General features: G+C 62.1%; 13 protein-coding genes. 5 read left to right on the forward strand and 8 right to left on the reverse strand.

Going from position 1 to position 19,307, the window contains the following annotated elements:
- The first annotated feature begins 241 nt into the window (after positions 1–241).
- Entirely contained in the window at positions 242–724 is a 483-nt protein-coding gene (locus tag EJD88_RS18970; RefSeq protein WP_256674404.1) for a hypothetical protein, read from the forward strand.
- A 257-nt stretch (positions 725–981) separates the two neighbouring features.
- On the opposite strand, the gene EJD88_RS18975 is transcribed toward EJD88_RS18970, so the two are convergent.
- The 8 genes from EJD88_RS18975 to EJD88_RS19010 all read right to left on the reverse strand — a co-directional run bounded on the left by EJD88_RS18975 (position 982) and on the right by EJD88_RS19010 (position 13,388).
- Entirely contained in the window at positions 982–1,305 is a 324-nt protein-coding gene (locus EJD88_RS18975) for a DUF2388 domain-containing protein (RefSeq protein ID WP_158878734.1), read from the reverse strand.
- Positions 1,306–1,493: 188 nt separating this feature from the next.
- Positions 1,494–3,467, reverse strand: coding sequence for an avidin/streptavidin family protein (locus tag EJD88_RS18980; RefSeq protein WP_158878735.1), 1,974 nt, complete (start codon positions 3,465–3,467; stop codon positions 1,494–1,496).
- A gap of 166 nt (positions 3,468–3,633) precedes the next feature.
- Entirely contained in the window at positions 3,634–4,974 is a 1,341-nt protein-coding gene (locus EJD88_RS18985) for an MFS transporter (RefSeq protein ID WP_158878736.1), read from the reverse strand.
- Positions 4,975–5,029: 55 nt separating this feature from the next.
- Positions 5,030–5,854, reverse strand: coding sequence for an aspartate/glutamate racemase family protein (locus EJD88_RS18990; RefSeq protein ID WP_158878737.1), 825 nt, complete (start codon positions 5,852–5,854; stop codon positions 5,030–5,032).
- A 34-nt stretch (positions 5,855–5,888) separates the two neighbouring features.
- Entirely contained in the window at positions 5,889–6,779 is an 891-nt protein-coding gene (locus EJD88_RS18995; protein WP_158878738.1) for a hypothetical protein, read from the reverse strand.
- Between the two features lie 64 nt (positions 6,780–6,843).
- On the reverse strand, positions 6,844–8,502 hold the full coding sequence (locus EJD88_RS19000) for a hydantoinase B/oxoprolinase family protein (protein WP_112196096.1): 1,659 nt from the start codon (positions 8,500–8,502) through the stop codon (positions 6,844–6,846).
- 13 nt (positions 8,503–8,515) lie between these two features.
- Complete coding sequence (locus EJD88_RS19005; RefSeq protein WP_099586523.1) at positions 8,516–10,600, reverse strand: hydantoinase/oxoprolinase family protein; 2,085 nt, start codon at positions 10,598–10,600, stop codon at positions 8,516–8,518.
- 175 nt (positions 10,601–10,775) lie between these two features.
- A complete protein-coding gene (locus EJD88_RS19010) occupies positions 10,776–13,388 on the reverse strand; it encodes a LuxR C-terminal-related transcriptional regulator (protein WP_256673708.1) in 2,613 nt (870 codons plus the stop codon).
- Between the two features lie 458 nt (positions 13,389–13,846).
- On the opposite strand from EJD88_RS19010, the gene EJD88_RS19015 reads away from it, so the two are divergent.
- The 4 genes from EJD88_RS19015 (at position 13,847) to EJD88_RS19030 (ending at position 19,307) form a co-directional block, all read left to right on the forward strand.
- Entirely contained in the window at positions 13,847–16,252 is a 2,406-nt protein-coding gene (locus EJD88_RS19015) for a TonB-dependent receptor (protein ID WP_158878739.1), read from the forward strand.
- A 183-nt stretch (positions 16,253–16,435) separates the two neighbouring features.
- On the forward strand, positions 16,436–17,350 hold the full coding sequence (locus EJD88_RS19020; protein WP_099586705.1) for a Fe(3+) dicitrate ABC transporter substrate-binding protein FecB: 915 nt from the start codon (positions 16,436–16,438) through the stop codon (positions 17,348–17,350).
- A 2-nt stretch (positions 17,351–17,352) separates the two neighbouring features.
- Complete coding sequence (gene fecC, locus EJD88_RS19025) at positions 17,353–18,342, forward strand: iron-dicitrate ABC transporter permease FecC (protein WP_112196093.1); 990 nt, start codon at positions 17,353–17,355, stop codon at positions 18,340–18,342.
- Complete coding sequence (locus EJD88_RS19030; RefSeq protein WP_158878740.1) at positions 18,339–19,307, forward strand: iron chelate uptake ABC transporter family permease subunit; 969 nt, start codon at positions 18,339–18,341, stop codon at positions 19,305–19,307. Before fecC ends, EJD88_RS19030 begins: the two co-directional genes overlap by 4 nt.

A 19,307-nucleotide genomic window follows, 5' to 3' on the forward strand; every position in this document is an offset into this window, starting at 1 on the left:
GCAGCGCTATGTCTCTCGCTACAACATCAGCAGGCCTCACAGCTACAACGACTACCGGTCGCCGGTCATGAAGGAAAGGTTGGCGGCGTGAACCGTAATCGGTGTCCAAGATTACTTGACCAGTTCACTCTAGTCGCTTCAAGCACTGAAAGCCCCGCCGCCCACCCCCCCTATTTGGCATCTCGGGCCGGACTTACTGACCATTGGCAGCACGGGTGCGGCCCTTTTTGGTTTCTGCTTTGTGGTGATTGCGTTGTTGCCGGGCTTAGTGCTGGCGATACTGCTCCTTCTCGGGTTCGAAGCGATGCCAGGTGAACCTGGCAGCGATGGGTCTAGCCTCACGACGTCGTTGCTCATCCAGTTCCTGTGTGGTTCTGTTGGGCTCATGGGGCTGGTCTTCGCATGGATGTCCTCTGCGGCTAGAGTGCTGGCCTTCACGTTCGACGAAAACCAGCAACTGCTAACACTCACGGTCACCCGTCGCGGTCGTAAGCCCACCGAAGTTCAGGTGCCATTTAGCGACATCATTTGTATCTGCCCTTACGTGCTCGCCAGTTACGACCGCGATGGCCATTTTAGCGTCGTGTGTCAGGGGCCGAGGGACAAGGAGTTCGTATATCGATTGGCTGAGGGTACTCCTCTGGAAGAAATGGAGTTTCATGCTGCGTGGTTGCGAGGAATAATTGGCTCACGGATGCAGGAACTACTGAATCTGGACAAATGAACTATTACATCGTGATACGCGCTATGCGGTGCATGAATCGACCTTCACCTGGCGCCATACGCCGACGGCTTCGAAGATCCTCGCGGCGTGCTCCCATTCGATGGTGCGATAAGCCTACCCCACCCAAAAGCGGGTGGGCTCGGCAAATTGCAGGCAAAGAAAAGCCCGCGATGGGGAGGGCGGGCTGAAAGGGATGATCGCTAGGAACTGGGGTAACCATAAGCGCTCGCCTGTGAAAAGGTCGTGAAAGGTCGCGCTCAGTAAGAGGTAACGATTGCCTGGGCGAGTTGCTGGTCCGTCATCAGGGGAGGGCCGTATGTCGTGCGGTAATAGCGCACTGCCTGTTCAAATTGGGCGCCGCGAATCCGGCCTTCTGAGCCAATGAACGCAAGGGCGTCAGCCTTTGCAGGCTTGAAGTTATTGGCGGCCAGCATAGTGAGCCCGGTAGTTCCTGCAACGGTGTAGCTTGGAGCCATCAGTACAGACAGCACCGAGTTGTTATAGGAGTCATCGGACTCCTCAGAGGCATGAGCGTTGATCGATACCATGAGGGCTGCGGTTACAATCTTCCATGAGTCCATGCTGCGATGCTTCCATTGCGATCAGAGTGCGCCAAGATAGCAGAGGGTAGGGCGCCAGGACAAAAAGCCAAGGTCGCTGGCAGGCTGACAGAAGAGCGATATACGCCCGTCCTTGCCAGGCGTTTAACCAATAACGTTTTAGACTCACCGCATGTCTTTTTTCATCCCTCAAGTACGTTTCCGATTATTCAGAACTGATCCAATTGATGCAGCGTTCGCGCATCTTGCCGATAAAACGTCAGTGACTTCACCCGCGTCTGTACATAGCTGCGCGCAACGGTGTTTGGCGAGCTGGCCATGACCAGGACATTCAAACTGTGATCCTTCAAGTCGACTGAGCCGGATAGGCACAGTGTCGTAGCGCCTTCGACTCCTGTTGCCGTCAGGCTAACCGATTGCAGCGGTAGCCCACTGGCTTGGGCATTGATGTCGGTGAAGCCGGACACTTCCGCTTCGCCGGTGTCGGCTGACAGTGTGCCGCTGACATAGCCAAATGCATGGCGCTGGCCTGCATGCACACGCAGGTTCAAGCGGCTTCCATCAGCGGCAGCCCAGGTGCCGCTTAGGGCGTCTTGAATGTCTGGCTTTGACGAGGGAGCGGTAACCGGTGGATGTTCCGGCTCGGAGGCCACTCTGTGGTACAGCAACTTGTCGACGTAGGTGCCTTGGTCAGCAAGCCCTGGGAAGTCGCTGGTGGCTACCAGCAAATGCGATAGCGTCAGCCTGTCTTCGTCCTTCACGCGCAGAATTTGTCCGCTGAGCCCAGAAGACCAGTTCCAGCTGGGATCAGAGGATTCATCACCCAAGGAATGCCATTCGATGGCCAGTGCTACAGGAAGGCCTTGTTCTGCGTGGACGGTGGCGGGTGCTTGATAGCCGACCACGGCATATTTGCCTGTCGAACCCGTCGAGGATTGGTAGGTGCCGCAGATCCGGTTCCCTTCAACCGTCAGCGTCATGACCGAACCATAGTCATTCTGCCAGGTGCCGGCGGCCGACATCGGCCGCGAAGGCGCTTCGGCTTTGGCCGTGGCGCTGAAGATGAGCTTTGCGTGGCTGAGTGGTCTCGGTGCCGTGTCGAACGGTTGCGAGGACGAGCGCGTGATGATCTGCGGGCTGCCGGGGCGATTGAAGAGCCACACGCCAGCGGGTGCCAATGAGTAGGTTCCCGGGCGACATTGGACCACGCGGTACTCATAGACGGTGTAGCAATGTTCCATCACCAATGAACCCACCAACACCAGGTCGGCCAACCCGAGAGGCTCAAATTGAGGCAGGATTTTGCCTTTGCTGGGGCCTTCCTCAATCAATACGTTGTAGAGATTGGCACCGAGCGTGATCTCGCCATCGGCAAAGCCGAGGACCACGTCGGGAGAGCCACCTTGGGCGATGCGCGCCAGGGTTTGGCGCATCAGCCGGTCGTCTCCCTTGAACCGAGACGAACCGGAGTCCAGGGCAAAGCTCAGGTCGTTGGCCAGCACTTCGCCGCCGACGGCGTAGGAGGTGAGCTGCGTGGACCAGATGTACTCCACTCCAGCGACCTTGCTGTAGAGCGACCAAGGCAGAAATAGGTGCGGGCCTCGGGTCTTGCTGACATCAATGCCACCCAACTGACAGCTGCCGCGCCGTGATGCGGCATCCCAATCGAAGGCGATGAAGGGGTGTGTGGGATCCACCTTGCCGCTGTTCATTAACGCCTGAAACACGAACGAGCTACGGCCGTCGACATAGGCGCTGCTGCTGGGCAAGCCAATGCCGCCGTCCCAATCCAACTGGTGAAACTGTGCACCGTCGTAGTCCGCCGCCAGTAGCAGCTGGGTGGGCAGCGTCGTTTGGTTAATGTGCAATACGTCCGCGCCCGACTCGACCTGCATGGTTCCCCATGGGCCAAAGCTGTAGGGCCGTTGCAGACAGTCCGTGAAGGTGAAACTGCTGGACGCCTGATAGTCAAACCGGCCTGCGCTGTAGTGTTGGCACCGATCCGCTGCGCAGAGGCTGGAAGTGACCCAGGTGATGTTGGTGCCCGTGTCCAGGGAGAGTTTCAAGGGTTGCTTCGGGGTGCCTACGTACAGGGATGAGTACCAGGGGGCGGCACCGTTGTTCTGGTAGGGGCCACGATCCATGGCGAGGGTAATGCCCCCGACCTGATGTTCATTGTTCATGGTGAATTCCGTTTCTGATAATGGTGTTTGACGCGGGTGTAGAAGGGCGATGGAAGCGACCGGTGAGGGTCGCAGCCATGGGCATACCGCTATTCAAGCGCAGTTACTGGCGGGCGGATGTCGGTGACCGTCGAGGGGCTCGTGTGAAAGCGCGATGCGTTGCACGTCAATCCAGCGTCTTGCCTTCGGTTTCGGGAATGAACAGCGTCAGCACCACGGTGGCCAGCATGAAGGCGTTGATGAAGGTGGTGGTGATGTTGAACGATGCGCCATAGGCCACCAGCGCACCGATCAAGGAGGGTGCCAGGATGTTGGCGATGCGCTGGGCCAGAATCGCCCAGGCGTAACCGATGGTGCGTAGCTGGGTGGGATACAGCTCGGCGATCCAGGTGCCCCAGACACCCCAGGCACCCAGGCTGAAGAAGGCCAGCGCAAAGTTGCTCAGGTACAGCATCTCCAGCGTTTGAGAATTGGCAAAACCATAGCCGGCGATCACCGAGGCGCTGATAAAACCGACGATGATCTTCTTGCGGCCATAGCGATGGGTCAACCATGACGCGGCCATGTAACCGGGGATCATGCACAGGGCTGACAGCGCGATGAACCCATAGCTCTGCGGCAGGGTCAGGCCGCGTTGTTGCAGCAACGTCGGCAGCCAGGTTTGCAGGCCCCAATAGCCCCAGGAAAACGTGAAGTTGACCAGGATTTGCAAGGTGCTGATTTTCAACAGCGCCGGGGCGAACAGCTCCCGTTGCCGGCCACGGCTGACGGGGTCCACCTGCAGCTGGCAGTCCTGCGGCACCTGCACGGCACCTCGGCTCAGGCGGGCGAGCACTGCGCGGGCTTGCGGCTGGCGCCCGACACTGGCCAGCCAGTACGGCGACTCTGGCACCCAGCGCGCCACCACCAGCGCCCACAGGCCGCCGAGGGAACTCACCGCAATGACCGTGCGCCAGCCATAGGGCATCAGCCACACCGTAGCTCCCAGCGCCAGGAGCATGCCGATGGGCCAACCCGACGCCAGGTACACCGTCAAGGCGCCCCGCTGGCGCACAGGCAACAACTCCTGGTAGTGGGCGAAGGTGACCACCATCATGCCCACAGCCGCCACGCCGGACAGCAGTCGCAACACGTACAGGGTGGTGTAGTCTGGTGCGAAGGCGCTGGCCAGCGAGATCACGCCGTAACTGGCCAGGCTCCAGATCACCGCTCCTTTGCGCCCGATGCGCTCGGCCAGCTTGCCCCAGATCAACGAGCCCAGCAGCATGCCGATGAACATGGCGCCAATCAGGTGGCCTAGGGCTAAAGCATCCAGCGCAAAGTCCTGGGCGATCAGCGGCGCGGTGTAGACAATGATCATCATCTCCCACGCCTCGACAGCGAAGACGAAGAACAACGCGAGGCAGCACTTGAGGTGCTCGCGGGTCAAGGGCACATCGTGGAAAACATCGCCCACTTGCCGGGTGGAACGTGCTTGGTGCTCGGGCATTGCAATAGCTTCGCTCATAAGGGGGAGGTCCCTGTGAGGGAGATGGCCACTCGGTCATCTCAAGGTTGAGGGGCTAGGCGTCCACGCGATTGCCGATGGGCACAGGGCCCTGGAACAGGCCAAAGGTTTTGATTTCGCTTTCAGGCGGCGGCTCGCAGCTGCCAACGCGACTGGGCGACCAGCCGAAACGTTGCTTCATGCCGGCCATGGCTTCGGCCATCTTGAATGCGGCCACGACGGGGTCGATGACCGGCACGCCCACCTCACGCTGCACTTGCTCAAAGAAGCCGAACTCAATGGTGCAGCCCAGAATAATGGCTTCGGCGCCGTCTTCTTCGACGGCCAGTAAGGCTTGTTCAATGATGCGTCGCCGGGTAAGGGTGGGATCTTTTTGAAACTCATCGACCCCCATTCCCAACGCGCGCATCGACGCGAGCCGATCCCCTGCGCCGTAGCCACGTACTCGCTCGCGCATCTGCTCCATCCATTTGTCACGCCCGACAATAATCGAGTAGCGGTTGGCCAGTTGTGCGGCCACCTGCAGGCTCGCCTGGCAGGGAGCGACGACCAGGCAGTTGCCGGAAATTTCCCGTGCGTCTTCCAGCGCCGGGTCGTAGAAGCAGCCGATCACCAAGGCATCAATGTTTTGCTGGGCGCAATCGCGGGCGATGCGGACGGTGCGCTCATAGGTCAGAGCCTCATAGGCTCGGTATTCCAGGTGTGTCGGACTGGACGTCATATCAAACGACACCACCTCAACGTGGGTCGACGGTTGTTTGATGCCGTGCAGTAAGTCGGCGATCGGCGCATCAAAGGTGGGGCAGCCAATTGGATTGAGCCAGCGTACCGAAACCGGTACATCGTGGGGCTGGAGGGGAGGGGTTGTTGCAGTATCCATGCGGGATGTCCTCAATTTAAATGGGTTGCCAGGGCTAGAAGAACTTCACCAGCGCCATGGTCAGCTCAGTGGAGCGCGGCAAGTTGGCGCTGTGGTAGTAATCGACATTTATGTTGGCGGACAGGTAGAGCTCTTGTTGGGCAAACCCGGTGTAGGTCATGGAGGGACCAATCTTTCCCACCCGCGATGGTGCAAAGCTGGAGGCCGCACGGTTGTTGACGTGGTAGACGTGGTGCAGGCCCAGCCACAGGTCGTCGCGCACCAGGTAGCCTGCGGCGATGTCGGCGAACCAGTAGCTGATGCCGCCACGTAATTGGCGCGGGTCGCCGTTATCCAGGTCGGTGGCGTTGCGATTGCGCGCGGCGTAATGCACGCCGACAGGGGTGAAGGTGGCGGCGAAGTTGCCCTGCCGCCAATAGTTGGCCACGCTGAAACTGACCGCGTAACGGTTGGCAAAGGCACCGTGGCCGGCGACATTGTCGTTGCCGTTGGGGAACTCGACCATCAGCGTCGGGTTGATCCAGAACGTCGCGTAGTCCGCCGCGCCGTAGGCACTGGTGGGTTCAAGCACGTTGTAGTAGTAGGCGAAACCGAGATTGGGGGAGGCAATTCCCCATGGGCTGGTGTTCTTCGCACTTTGGGTACTGGCGTAACCCGGTACGGCGCCGACCCAGAACTGCAATTGATCGCGGGTAGTGTCGGTAAAGCCGGTTTCGGAAAAGTACGCCAGCACCGTATTGCCCCCGGCACGTACAGTGCCGTCGACGTTGCGGTTGAACACGGGAAAGGTTTCCAAGGCCCAGCGCCCAGGTAACCCTGGCTGGCCAAAGCCAATGAACTGTTCGGCGTGGGCCGAAGGGCTGTTGCCCAACGCCAGGGCCAGCGAAACCACAGCGCCGCAGCGCGATAACGGATGTTGCAACATGACGGTTCCCTCTTATTGTTGTAGGTGAACGCATGGGAAGGCCGCCGCTTGGCGGCCGGTTTGATCAGGGCATGACGCCGTACACGGCGTAGGCGGTTGGCTCGTCGAGGTAGCCATTCTTCAGGTCGTCGCGCACGGCTGCGGGGTCACGTGCGGCCGGTGGCCCGTAGCCCCCGCCGGCACCGGTGCGTACGCGCACCAGGTCGCCCGCATTCAGAGGCACACCGCTGGCCATGGCGTAGCGTTCCGGCGGGTGGTCACCACGCAGGACTTCGACGTAGTTGGGCGTGCCGTCCAGACCCTCTTGCAGGCCCCACGGCGGCACAACCGAGCGGGTGTAACCGCAGGTCAGGAAGCTGCCGTCGGCCCGCACGCGGTAGTCGATGCAAATACCGCGACCGCCCCGGAACTGCCCATGTCCGCCCGGTTCGTCGTTCAGCGCCATGCGCTCCACGTACAGGCCATAGCGGGCCTCGCAGACCTCAACCGGGCAGTTGTAGGTTTCGCCGTGCAGCCCGGAATAAACCGCGTTGTTGCCATCGCGCCCGGGCTCTGCGCCCCAGCCACCGATCTCTGGCTCCACCAGGGTAAAGACGCGGCCGGTGTCCGGATGCCGACCGCCGATAATGGTGGCGCAGACCGAGGCGAAGTTGCCGGCGGGCAGGCGGTTGGGGAACTGCTGCGCCAGGCAGCGCAGGATCAGGTCATGCACGCGGATCAGGTTCTCGAAATAGAAGCCTTCAGCCGCCGGCGACTGGGCATCGAACAGCGAACCGGGACGCGTCAGCACGGTGAGCGGACGAAAGGTGCCGCCGTTGGTGATGCCCTGCGGTGCCGTCAGCGCCTTGAAGGCCATCTGCGCCGCCACTACGGTTCCGTCCCGGCTCAGGTTGGTCGGCCCTGCGCACTGATCGGGGTTGTCGCGCAGGTCGATGGTCAGCGTGTGGTCATGGATCTGCACGGTGACCTTGAAGAGGCTGCCATCGTCCTGCGGTTCCTCCAGAAACAGGCAGGCATTGGGCAGCTCTATCAGGGCCTTGCGCGACACCTTTTCGCCCAAGTCCATGAAGTCCTGCATGGCCAGCAGGAACAGGTCCGTGCCGTATTTGGCGGTCAGCTCACGTAGGCGCAGGGCGCCGCCTCGTACTGCGGCCACACCCGCCCACAGGTCGCCCTCCATGAAGTCCGGCATGCGTGTATTCGCACGCAGGATCTGCAATACGGAGCGGATCGGTTGGCCGCGGCTGATCAGCTTGACCGAGCACAGGCGTAGACCTTCCTGGAAGATATCGGTGGCCTGGGTCGACAGTGACCCAGGCACCATGCCGCCGACATCGTTCCAGTGCGCAATGTTGGCGGTCCAGGCCACACGGCGTCCCTCGGCGAACACCGGCATGGCCAGCACCACATCATTGAGGTGGGTCACCGCGCCGCTGTGAGGGTCGTTGCAGATGAAGACATCGCCGTCCTGGATATCGTCGGGGCCGCTATGTTGGAGCAGTATCTGTTTGACCGCCTTGTCCAGCACGCCGACAAAGGCCGGGATGCCAGCCCCGGAACTGGCGATCTCACCGTTGGCGTCGGTGATGCCGGTGCCCATGTCCAGCACCTCATAGATCACCGGGCTCATTGCCGCTTTGCGCATGGCGGCGAACATCTCGTCGGCAATGGCTTGCAGCGAGTTCTGGATAATGTCGCGGGTGAAGATGTCGAGTGTATGCATGGTGATAATCCCGTCAGCCGTTGAGCGTGATGTGCAGGTTGCCGAGGCGGTCCACGAGCACGTGGTTGTGCGGGTGAACCACGACGGTGGTGCCGGCGTCCTCAATCACGGCAGGGCCGTCAAAGCACATCTGCGGCTCCAGCAGGGCGTAGTCATAAATGGCCGCTTCGTGGATGCCCTCCGTGGCATAGTCGACGAGGCGTCGGCCCTTGCGGGCGGCGTCAATCGTGCGCCCGGTGATGGGCAGAGCCTGGGGGATCAGCTTGTCGATTTGGGCGACAGCGACCAGATGGAAACCGACAATCTCCAGCGGCGCTTCGAGGCGATAGGTGTAGTGCTGTTCATAAAGCGTGTGGAAGCGCTGTGCGATATGCAGCCAGTCACTGTCCAGGCGTTCATCGAGGCCCAGCGGTACTTCCACCGAATGCTCCTGGTTCTGGTAACGCAGCTTGCAATGCACCTGAAGTTCGACCCGCTCCGGGGGCACCGCCTCGGCCGTGAACTGCTCGCGGGCGCTGGCCATCAGCTCCTCCAGGAACGCTTGGGTGTGTTCAAGGGCCTGTGACTGTGTGGCGTCAACAAAGCGATTGATGAACAAATCACGACGCAGATCCGAAAGCGTCATGCCCCATGCCGAGAACACCGAGGCCCCACGGGGAACGATGACCTTTTTAACGCCCAGTTCCTGGGCCAGGGCCACTGCATGTAGCGCACCGCCGCCGCCAAAGGCCATCAGGGTCAGCTCGCGTGGGTCGTGGCCACGGCTCAATGACACCAGCTTCAAGGCGTTGACCATATTGTTGTTGGCCAGGCGTATCACGCCGCGTGCGATCTCATCGGCAGGCAGTTGCAGGCGTTCGCTCAGCGCGTTGAAGCCGTGGGCGACGGCCGTGAGGTCGGCGCTTACTTCGCCGCCGCAGAAGTACTGCGCATTGATACGGCCCAGCGCCAGATTGGCGTCGGTGGTGGTGATGTCGCTGCCGCCATGGCCATAGGCGGCCGGGCCGGGCACGGCGCCGGCGGACTGTGGGCCGACATGCAGTTTGTCGAAGGCGTCGACCCAGGCGATGGAACCGCCGCCATTGCCGATTTCCACCAGGTCCACCACCGGAACCATGATCGGGTAGCCGGCGTTGATTCGGTCGCGTTCGATCCAATAGTCCGTCTTGATCGCGACCTGGCCGTTGCGGATCAGCGCGCATTTGGCCGTGGTGCCGCCGATGTCCAGCCCTAGCAGGTTGGGCTCGTCGATCAACCGGCCCAGTTCGGCCGCCGCCCAGAAACCACTGGCCGGCCCCGATTCGACCATGGTGATGGGGATATCGCGCGCATGGGCCACGCTGTCGACACCGCAATTGGACTGCATGATATACAGCGGCGCCTGGTAGCCCTCGCTGCGCAGGCCGGCTTCCAGCTCATCCAGGTAGCGCGCGGCGATCGGTTGCACATAGGCCGAGAGGGCCGTGGTGCTGGAGCGTTCGTATTCGCGCCATTCTCGGGTGATCTGGTGCGAGGCAACCACCGAGACCTCGGGCCATAAGCGTTTTACCTCGTTCAGCACCGCTTGTTCGTGGCTGGGATTGGCATAGGCATGCAGCAGGCAGATGGCAATGGCTTGAACACCATTGGCGCGCAATCCCTCAATCATGGCCGGCAGTTCATCCAGCGCCAACGGCTCGCGTTCGCGCCCATCGGTGCACAGGCGTCCGGCAATCTCCAGGCGCAGGTAGCGCGGAACAAACGGTGCAGGCTTGACCCACTTCAAGTTGAAATAGTCGGGCCGGTTAGCGCGTGCGATTTCCAGGATGTCGCGAAAACCCCGGGTGGTAATCAGGGCGGTTTTGACCCCACGGCGTTCGGTCAAGGCGTTGATGACCACCGTGGTGCCGTGGGCGAGAAAGTCGACCTCCGACAGGGTCACCCGAGCCTTTCGGATCACGTTCAGAATGCCCTGGGCAAAATTCGGCGGGGTGGTATCCACCTTGGCGGTACGGATCGTCTGCTGACCGGTGACGGGGTCGTTCTCGAAATACACCAAGTCGGTGAAGGTGCCCCCCACATCGGTCGCGACGCGCACAGTCTTGCGGTTTGATTGCACAGTGCATCTCCTGAAGTTTGTTGTTCTTGTCAGGCACAGGAGATGACCGCCGTCGCGACCATCCTCCGCGGATGGTCACGATGCTAGGCAGTGCAGGGGGCGAGTTACCACGGGTGGGGCGGGTAGGGGACGAGCGATTGCCCGTTGCACCTACCCGGTTGGGTAGGCTGGCGGCTTAGAGCGAGGCGTCGAGATAGCCTTGGCGCAGTGCCGCGCTGATTGCGGCTGTGCGGTTGTCCACCTCCAGCTTGGCGAACAGGTGCTTGAGGTGAAACTTCACGGTGTTTTCCGAGATGTCCAATGCGAGCGCGATGGCTTTGTTGGATTGACCGTGGGAGAGCAGGCTCAGTACCTGGCGTTCTTTTGCACTCAACACGCTGTGGGCAGGCATGGGATGCGCCCGCCAGCCACGCAACCGCTTGATCACCGAGGTGAGCATGGGCGGCGGCGCCGGATACTCCAACAACGCCGGCAGCAGGCAAGGCCCCACTTCCAGAAGCAAACCTGGCAGGCCATATTGGATGATCGGGGCCAGGGCCTGTGCGGTGTCCTTGGCATCAAGTGTTCGCACCTTGCTGCTGGCGGCCAAGGCCATCAACCTCAGGCGCCAGGCCGGCAGCAGTAGCCCTTTTGTCTCTAGCTCTGTCGCGGCACGTCGCAAGCGGGTCAGCGCCGCAGCCGAAAAACCGCTCTGCAACTGCATGCGAGCCAACGCCAGCGTGGCGGCTTCTTGGCTACGCCAGTCTTGGGCACAGTTGGCGGTGCGCTCCAGATCCATCTGCAAGAGCGCTTGGCGCGCTGTCGGCAATTGTCCGCCTTGCACCCACGCATCGATACGCCAGGCCTGCACCAACCCTGACAGACGTGGCCATTGGCGGGCATTGGCCAACTGTTCCACATGGTTCAGTTCCAATAGCGCCGCGTGCAGGCCATGGCTACGCAAGCGTGTGCGCCAGGTGACTTCAGCCGTTACGGCGACAATATCCAGCCAGCCGTCGGCATGCTCCAGCGCGGCCCAGCCGTCCTCAAGCCAAGGCGGGGTCTGCGCCCATTCACCTTGCCAATACAGATGCCTGGCCTTGAAACAACCCACCAGCGCCCGCAACGAACTTTCCTGGCCGAATTGCTGGGTGGCAAAGGTCAGGGCCTGCTCCAGCAACACACCGGCGGCGTCGACACGTCCAGCGAGTGCCAGGGCTTGCGCTTCGTGAATGCGGCAATAGTTTTCGCCGCGTGGGCTGGCAATGACGCGCATTTTGACGTGCGCGTCTCTGATGCTGCGCAGGCTCGCGTCCAGTTCGCCGCGCGTCAGGGCGGCCAGGGCAAGCACGCACTCCAGGGTCGCTTGTGCGAGTGTCTGGTCGAGTGGGGATGAGTGGGCGTGGACGGTCAGGGTTTTGGCATCAAGAGTGTCCAGACGATCCTGATAGGCTGCGGCGAGGGTCTGGATGACGTGAAGGTCGCGGGCTAATCGCGCGTTCCCGACGACCTTGCCGCTGGCGCGTTGCAACAATTGCGTCGACAGCGCGTGATCACCCAGCTTGGCGTGCAGATAGGCCTGGAGCAGCAGGAGATCGGGATGGTCGCTGCATGTGGCGGCATCGAACTGTTGCAGCAAACTTTGGGCGTAGCGGATGCCATGGTGCAGCACAAGCTCCCAACCACCCGCGCTGACCACCAGGTTCACTGCCAAGGGGATGTCGTCAGCCTTGAGCGCATGGTGAACGGCCTGGCTCCAATCCCTCTGGCCCGCGAGCCAGTGTGCCGCCGCACGATGAATAGACTGGCGCTGCCGGCTGTTGACACGCAGACGCAGAAAGTCACGCAGAAGGGTGTGGTAGCGGAACCATTGGCGCTCCGGATCGAGCGGAATCAGCAAGGTGTCCAGGTGCGCAAGCTGGCGCAGCTGTTCGGCACTGTCATGACGACCACGCACCGCGTCTGCCAGGTCGGCATTGAAGCGTTGCAGCAGGCACGTCTGCAGCAGCAGTGATTGGCAGTCTTCGGACAGGCGGGTGAAGATGTGCGTGGTGAGGTAGTTGGCAACATCAGCTACACCACCGGAGAAGGCGCTCAAACCGTAAGTCGAGCCGTCATTACTCGTGCGCCATAAACGAGCCAGTTGCACCGCTACTGCCCAGCCTTCGGTGGCCTTATGTATCTGGCACAAGGCAGTGGCGTCCAGATCAGCGCCGAGAATGTCGCGGGCTTCCTCAAGGGACAGGGTCAACGCCTGCGCACAGACTTCGTGTACCCAGCCCTTGGCTTTCCAGCGTGACAATGGCCAGTCTGGAGGTGTGCGACTGGCCACCACCCAGTGCAGCCAAGGCGCCGCGTGCTCCAGCAAATGGCTCAAGAGGGCGCTTACCTCGGGACTGGCAGCGAGATGGTAGTCATCCAGAAACAGGGTGATTACACGGTTTTCCCGGGCAAGTGCCTGCAACAAAGCATTGAGTGTACGTCGGGGCTGCACGTCCAATGCCTGCGAGGCCGCAAGGTGGGGCAAGTGCGCCAGTTCAACGCCAGCCTGGTCCAAGGCCAGGATCAGGTAGGCAAGAAAGCGGTTGGGTTCGACATCAGCGTCATCCAACGACAGCCAAGCCGATACGGTATCGGGTGCTTGTTGCCGCAGTGCTGCATGCCATTGCATCAGCAGGGTGGTTTTGCCGTAGCCGGCTGGAGCCGTCAACAGCGTCAGGGGGACAAGTGCGTTCTCCTTCATGGAAGCCAGGAGTGCTTCTCGTGCAACAGACGTCGGCAGCACCTGCGGCGGCGTCAGCTTGCCCATCCAGTACCCTGCGCTTGATGAATGGGAGGGGGGCTTTTGATTCATGGTAAGCGTCACTGGTGAAGAGGCTTTGGCGCTTTTGTAGCAGCAATCCTGGGGAGGCGTTGGTTAACTGTGTTACAGCCTTTGCATTCAGTGGGCGCCATTTTTTGTCGTAGGCGTTCATGGAGGGCTAGTGTCAGCATGCTGAGCTTATCGGTGTCCTGTGCGAGAACGGACACTTCGTTGGCCGCCCCAATTCTCTGGCCTGCCCTGAAGATGAATCGAGGCTGTTTTCGATAAATTTCCTCACCCTGTCGAGCACGCCCCGAATGGCCAAGCCCGCTTCTTCCACGCTGGACCGGGTCAAAGTGGAGCTGGATATACCCATCGGCTGAAAAATAAATGTCGAAGCCTGTCCCTTTTTTTCACCTCGCCTGTCATTGCAGGTAAGTGAACAAAATCGAGAGCTTCCTCCCATGTCCGCAGTCCTACCCTTGCGCTTGCGCCCGTTGCTCAAACTGAGCCTGATGCTGAGCCTCAGTGCCAGCCCGTTGTTCGTCCCCACCAGCTTTGCCGAAGACAGCGCCGCCCGCCGCAGCTACCAAGTGCCGGCCGGCAGCCTGAGCGCGGCGCTGACCCGTTTTGCCGGGTTGTCGGGCGTCAACCTGTCGGTGGACCCGGCGCTGGTCAGCGGGCGCAGCAGCAGCGGTTTGTCCGGCGAGTACGGCGTGGAAGAGGGCTTCGCACGCCTGCTGCAAGGCTCCGGCCTGCAATTGCAACCCATGGGCGAACAGGCCTATATGCTGATGCCGGCGCCGGAGGGCAGCACCTTGGAACTGGCGCCGACCTCCATCCTCGGCACCACCGGCCTGTACGACGGCGACACCTACGCCGGTGGCCAAGTGGCACGCCGTGGTTCCCAAGGGTTGCTGGGCACGCGGGACTTCATGGAAACGCCGTTCAGCATGACCACCTACACCGCCGATGCGGTGAAGAACCAGCAGGCGCGCACCCTCGGTGACCTGATCAACAGCGACCCGTCGGTACGCGCTACCAACCCGGCCGGTGGGCGTTACGAGCAGTTCACCATTCGCGGTTTCAGCCTGTTCAACAGTGATGTGTCGTACAACGGCCTCTACGGCGTGCTGCCGACCTACACCATCGACATGGAAATGGCCGACCGCGTCGACATCTTCAAAGGCCCGACCCAGTTGATCAACGGCATCTCGCCGCGTGGCAGTGTGGGCGGCGGGATCAACGTGGTGCCCAAGCGCGCCACCGACAAGGACATCACCTCGTTCACCGGCAGTTGGGCCTCGGATAGCCAGGCCGGCGGCGCGGTGGACGTAGGCCGGCGTTTTGGCGAGGACAACAAGTTCGGCCTGCGCTTCAACGGCGTGAAGCAGTCCGGCGATACCGAATGGGATCACCAGAGCGTCGACCGCGAGATGGCCGTGCTGGGCCTGGATTTCCGGGGCGAGCGCTTGCGCCTGTCCACCGACATCGGCCGTACCGAGCGTGACACCGATGCACCGCAAGAGCGTGTGCAGGTCGCCGCCGCCGCGCCGGTGCCAAGCGCCAACGATGTGCGCCGCAACTACGCGCAATCCTGGAGCAAGGCCCGCACCAAGGACACCTTCGGCACGGTGAATGCCGAATATGACCTGAGTGACTCGGTGATGCTCTACGGCGGCGTGGGGGCGCGTAAAAGTAATCACGAATTCCTGCGCCATGCAGTGTCGGTGAGCAATGCGGCCGGCGCGTTCACGGTATCGCCGCGGGATTTCACCCGCGATGAAAACGTGCGCACCGCCACGGCCGGCGTGCGCAACTGGTTCCATACCGGACCGGTAAGCCATGAGGTCAACCTGGCACTCAGCGACTTCTATATGGACTTCACCAATGGTGGCGCGCGTTATGCCAACGCATCGAGCAATCTCTACAACCCGGTGCAAACCGCGACGCCGTCCGTGGCCACGCGTCAGGATGCGAAGGTCTACACCGAAAACCGCTTCAGCGGCGTGGCCCTCTCCGACACCTTGGGCTTCTTCGAAGACCGCCTGTTGCTGACCCTCGGTGCGCGCTGGCAGCGGGTAAAAGTCGACGACTGGAGCGATGGCGTCAAAGGCAAAACCAACTACGACGAAGAAAAGCTCTCGCCCTCCGGCGGCTTGCTGTTCAAGGCCACCGACAAACTGTCGCTGTACGCCAACTACATGGAAGGCCTGAGCCAGGGCAAGATCGCGCCGTCCACCTCGCGCAACGAAGACGAGATCTTCCCGCCGTTTGTCAGTCGCCAGGTGGAAGTGGGCGCCAAGTACGACGCCGGTGCCTTCGCCGTGACGGCCGCCGTGTTCCGCATCAAGCAACCGGCCTACGAGACCAACGCGACCACGCGGTTGTTCGGGCCTAACGGCAAGCGCGAGAACACCGGCGCCGAGCTGAGTGTATTCGGCGAACCGCTCAAGGGTGTGCGCCTGCTCGGCGGTGTGATGTACATCGACAGCAAACTCAAGGACACCACCAACGGCACCTGGGACGGCAACCGCGCTCCGGCCACGCCCAAGTACAACGTCAACGTGGGCGCCGAATGGGACGTGCCGATGCTCGAAGGCCTGACCCTGACCAGCCGTGGCATCCATTCCAGCTCGCAGTACCTGGACCAGTCCAACGTCAAGGAAATCGATGCCTGGAATCGCATCGACGTGGGTGCACGCTACGGGTTCAAGGTCGACGACAAACACATCACCCTGCGGGCCAATGTGGAAAACGTCGCCGACAAGCGCTACTGGAGTTCGGCGGGCGCATCGGATGACAGCGAGCCGGGCCTGACCTTGTCGACCCCGCGCACTTACCTGCTGTCGGCCACTGTCGACTTCTGATACCTGTGCATCCTGTGTGGGTTGATGCCTTCCCACCTGTAGCAAGCCCGCTTGCCACAGGTGGAAACCCATCAGTTAATGAGAATGTTTTTTGATCACGCTGCCCTGATATGGAATAGTACCCGCCGTTTTCCCCAGCCTGTCCAGCTGGGGTGTTTTAACGCCGAGGTACCTGTCATGCCAATGCTGCGCTCCATCCCGATCCTTGCCGCCTGCGTCCTGGCGTTCTCCTCCAGCGTATTGAACGCTGCCCCCATCGACCTCAACGACGGCCAGCACGCAGTGCATCTGCCCGATGCGCCCAAGCGCGTGGTGGTGCTGGAGTTCTCCTTTCTCGATAGCCTCGCCGCCGTTGACGTCACGCCGGTCGGCGCCGCCGATGATGGCGACGCCAACCGCGTGCTGCCCCGCGTGCGCCAGGCCATCGGCCAGTGGAAATCCGTGGGCTTGCGCTCGCAGCCGAGCATCGAGGAAATCGCCCGGCTCAAGCCGGACCTGATCGTCGCCGACCTCAATCGCCATCAAGCGCTGTACAGCGACTTGGCCAGCATCGCGCCGACCCTGCTGTTGCCGTCCCGTGGTGAAGACTATGAGGGCAGCCTCAAGTCCGCCGAGCTGATCGGCAAGGCGCTGGGCAAGAGCCCGCAGATGCAAGCGCGCATCGCCCAGAACCGCACGAACCTGAACAAGATTGCCCAGCAGATCCCCGCCGGTGCCAGTGTGCTGTTCGGCGTCGCCCGCGAAGACAGCTTTTCCGTGCACGGCCCGGACTCCTACGCCGGCAGCGTGCTCCAGGCCATTGGCCTGAAAGTGCCGTCGGTGCGCGCCAATGCCGCCCCTACCGAATTCGTCAGCCTGGAGCAACTGCTGGCGTTGGATCCTGGTTGGTTATTGGTCGGCCATTACCGCCGCCCGAGCATCGTCGACAGCTGGAGCAAACAACCGCTGTGGCAAGTGCTCGGCGCCGTACGTAATCAACACGTGGCCGAAGTGGATGGCGACAGCTGGGCGCGCAACCGTGGGGTGCTGGCCTCGGAGCAGATCGCCGAAGACGCCCTGGCGATTCTCAAGGGCGGCAACGCCGTACTGAGCCAATAAGCATGGCGCGTAGTCTCGCGGCGGCGGGCATTGTGCTGCTCGGCGCGGTGCTGTTCTGGTTGTCGTTGTACAGCTGGTCGCCGTTCACCCTGACCGCGACGGATGCCTGGAATGGCTTGGTTCATCAAGGTGCTGTCGGCGGCAATATGGCCTATATCGTCGCCCAACTGCGTGTGCCAAGGGCGGTGTGCGCGGCGCTGGTCGGTGCCTGTCTGGGACTCGCAGGGGCATTGATGCAAGGCATCACCCGCAACCGCCTGGCCTCGCCGTCGTTATTCGGCGTGACGGCGGGCGCGGCGTTGGGGTTGGCGTTGTTTTCGACAGGCTTGGTCGCGCCGCCGTTTGCCGGTGGCGCCTTGCTGATGACCTGCCTGGGCGGTGCGCTGGCCTGGGTCACGGTGTTCAGTCTCGGTGGCGCCTGGTCGCCGACCACGGCCCAAGGCCGCCTGGTCTTGGCCGGTGTTGCGGTGGCCGCGTTGTGCGCTGCGTTGACCCGCCTCACGGTGATTCTGGTCGAGGCGCAAGCGCAAAGCGTATTGAACTGGCTGGCCGGCTCCCTCGCCAATGTGGGCGCGGCCCAGGTGCAACTGCTGTGGCCGTGCACCTTGATCGGCGGCCTGTGGGCACTGTGGTGCGCGCCACGCCTGAACCTGATCAACCTCGGCGAAGACGCCGCCCGCTCGTTGGGCGTGGGCATCGCCAGCCTGCGTTTGCAGGTGTTTGTCGCCAGCCTGTTGCTGGTGGGCGCCAGTGTCTGCGCGGTGGGGCCGATTGGTTTTGTCGGGTTGATTGCGCCGAACATCCTGCGTCAGTTTCTCGGTAACGACTACCGCTGGCTGATCCCGCTGAGTGCGGCGCTGGGCGCGGTGATCGTGCTCGGTGCCGACCTGCTCAGCCGCGCCGTGGCCTTTCCGGTGGAAACCCCGGCCGGTGTGGTCACCGCGTTGATCGGCGCACCGTTCTTTCTATTCCTTGCCAGGCGCGCCCTATGATCCGCCCCCGTTTTCGCCTGTGGTTGCTGCTCGGCCTGTTGCTGCTGGCGACCTTCGTCAGCCTCAGCGCCGGCACGCTGTGGCTCAAGCCTGTGACCGTCCTCGACCGCCTGCTGGCCCACGACGCCCTCGACTTCGAAGTGTGGAACCACCGCCTGCCGCGCAGCCTGATCGCGATCCTCGCCGGCGCCGCCTTTGGCCTGGCCGGGGCGATTGTGCAGGGCGTGATCCGCAACCCGCTGGCCTCGCCGGAAATCCTCGGCGTGACCCAAGGCGCCGGGCTGGCGCTGACCGTGGCGATCATCAGTTGGCCGCACTTGCCGGTTGCCTGGCTGCCGCTGGTGGCCTGCCTGGGCGGTGCCGGCGGCGCTTTGCTGCTGGCGCTGTACAACACCGGAGTGAGTTTTTCCGGGGTGCGTTTTGCGCTGTCCGGGGTGGCGATTGCGGTGACCTTGTCCAGCGTCACCGAGTTTCTGATCCTGTCCCACCCTCTGGACATCAACACCGCGCTGCTCGCTCTTACCGGCAGCCTGTGGAGCCGCAACTGGCACCATGTGGCGCTGGTGCTGCCGTTTGTGCTGCTGATTCCGCTGGGGCTGTGCCTGGCCAAACCGCTGAACCTGATCGCCCTCGGCGATGAAGCCGCCCACAGCCTCGGCACAGCGCTGAGCCGCACGCGCTGGCTGGCGATGGCCTGCGCGGTGCTGCTCACCAGCCTGGGCGTGGGGGTGATCGGGCCGATTGGCTTTATCGGTCTGGTCGCACCGCACATGGCGCGACGGCTGGTGGGTGGGCATCACCAGTACCTGCTGCCGGCGGCGATGCTGATCGGTGCGCTTTTACTGGTGCTGGCCGATACGCTCGGGCGCACGTTGATCGCGCCCAGCGAAATCCCCGCCGGGGTACTTACAGCGGTGATTGGCGCACCGTATTTTCTTTGGTTGCTGGCACGGTTCAAGGGTTGA

This window comes from Pseudomonas sp. PB105, from assembly GCF_009764655.1.
Classification (GTDB): domain Bacteria; phylum Pseudomonadota; class Gammaproteobacteria; order Pseudomonadales; family Pseudomonadaceae; genus Aquipseudomonas; species Aquipseudomonas cyclaminis.

Excerpts from the sequence above, each read along its gene's own strand:
- EJD88_RS18975 (WP_158878734.1), bottom strand. The coding sequence starts at position 1,305 with ATGGACTCATGGAAGATTGTAACCGCAGCCCTCATGGTATCGATCAAC.
- EJD88_RS18980 (WP_158878735.1), bottom strand. The coding sequence starts at position 3,467 with ATGAACAATGAACATCAGGTCGGGGGCATTACCCTCGCCATGGATCGT.
- EJD88_RS18985 (WP_158878736.1), bottom strand. The coding sequence starts at position 4,974 with ATGAGCGAAGCTATTGCAATGCCCGAGCACCAAGCACGTTCCACCCGG.
- EJD88_RS18990 (WP_158878737.1), bottom strand. The coding sequence starts at position 5,854 with ATGGATACTGCAACAACCCCTCCCCTCCAGCCCCACGATGTACCGGTT.
- EJD88_RS18995 (WP_158878738.1), bottom strand. The coding sequence starts at position 6,779 with ATGTTGCAACATCCGTTATCGCGCTGCGGCGCTGTGGTTTCGCTGGCC.
- EJD88_RS19000 (WP_112196096.1), bottom strand. The coding sequence starts at position 8,502 with ATGCATACACTCGACATCTTCACCCGCGACATTATCCAGAACTCGCTG.
- EJD88_RS19010 (WP_256673708.1), bottom strand. The coding sequence starts at position 13,388 with ATGGGCAAGCTGACGCCGCCGCAGGTGCTGCCGACGTCTGTTGCACGA.
- EJD88_RS19015 (WP_158878739.1), top strand. The coding sequence starts at position 13,847 with ATGTCCGCAGTCCTACCCTTGCGCTTGCGCCCGTTGCTCAAACTGAGC.
- EJD88_RS19020 (WP_099586705.1), top strand. The coding sequence starts at position 16,436 with ATGCTGCGCTCCATCCCGATCCTTGCCGCCTGCGTCCTGGCGTTCTCC.
- fecC (WP_112196093.1), top strand. The coding sequence starts at position 17,353 with ATGGCGCGTAGTCTCGCGGCGGCGGGCATTGTGCTGCTCGGCGCGGTG.
- EJD88_RS19030 (WP_158878740.1), top strand. The coding sequence starts at position 18,339 with ATGATCCGCCCCCGTTTTCGCCTGTGGTTGCTGCTCGGCCTGTTGCTG.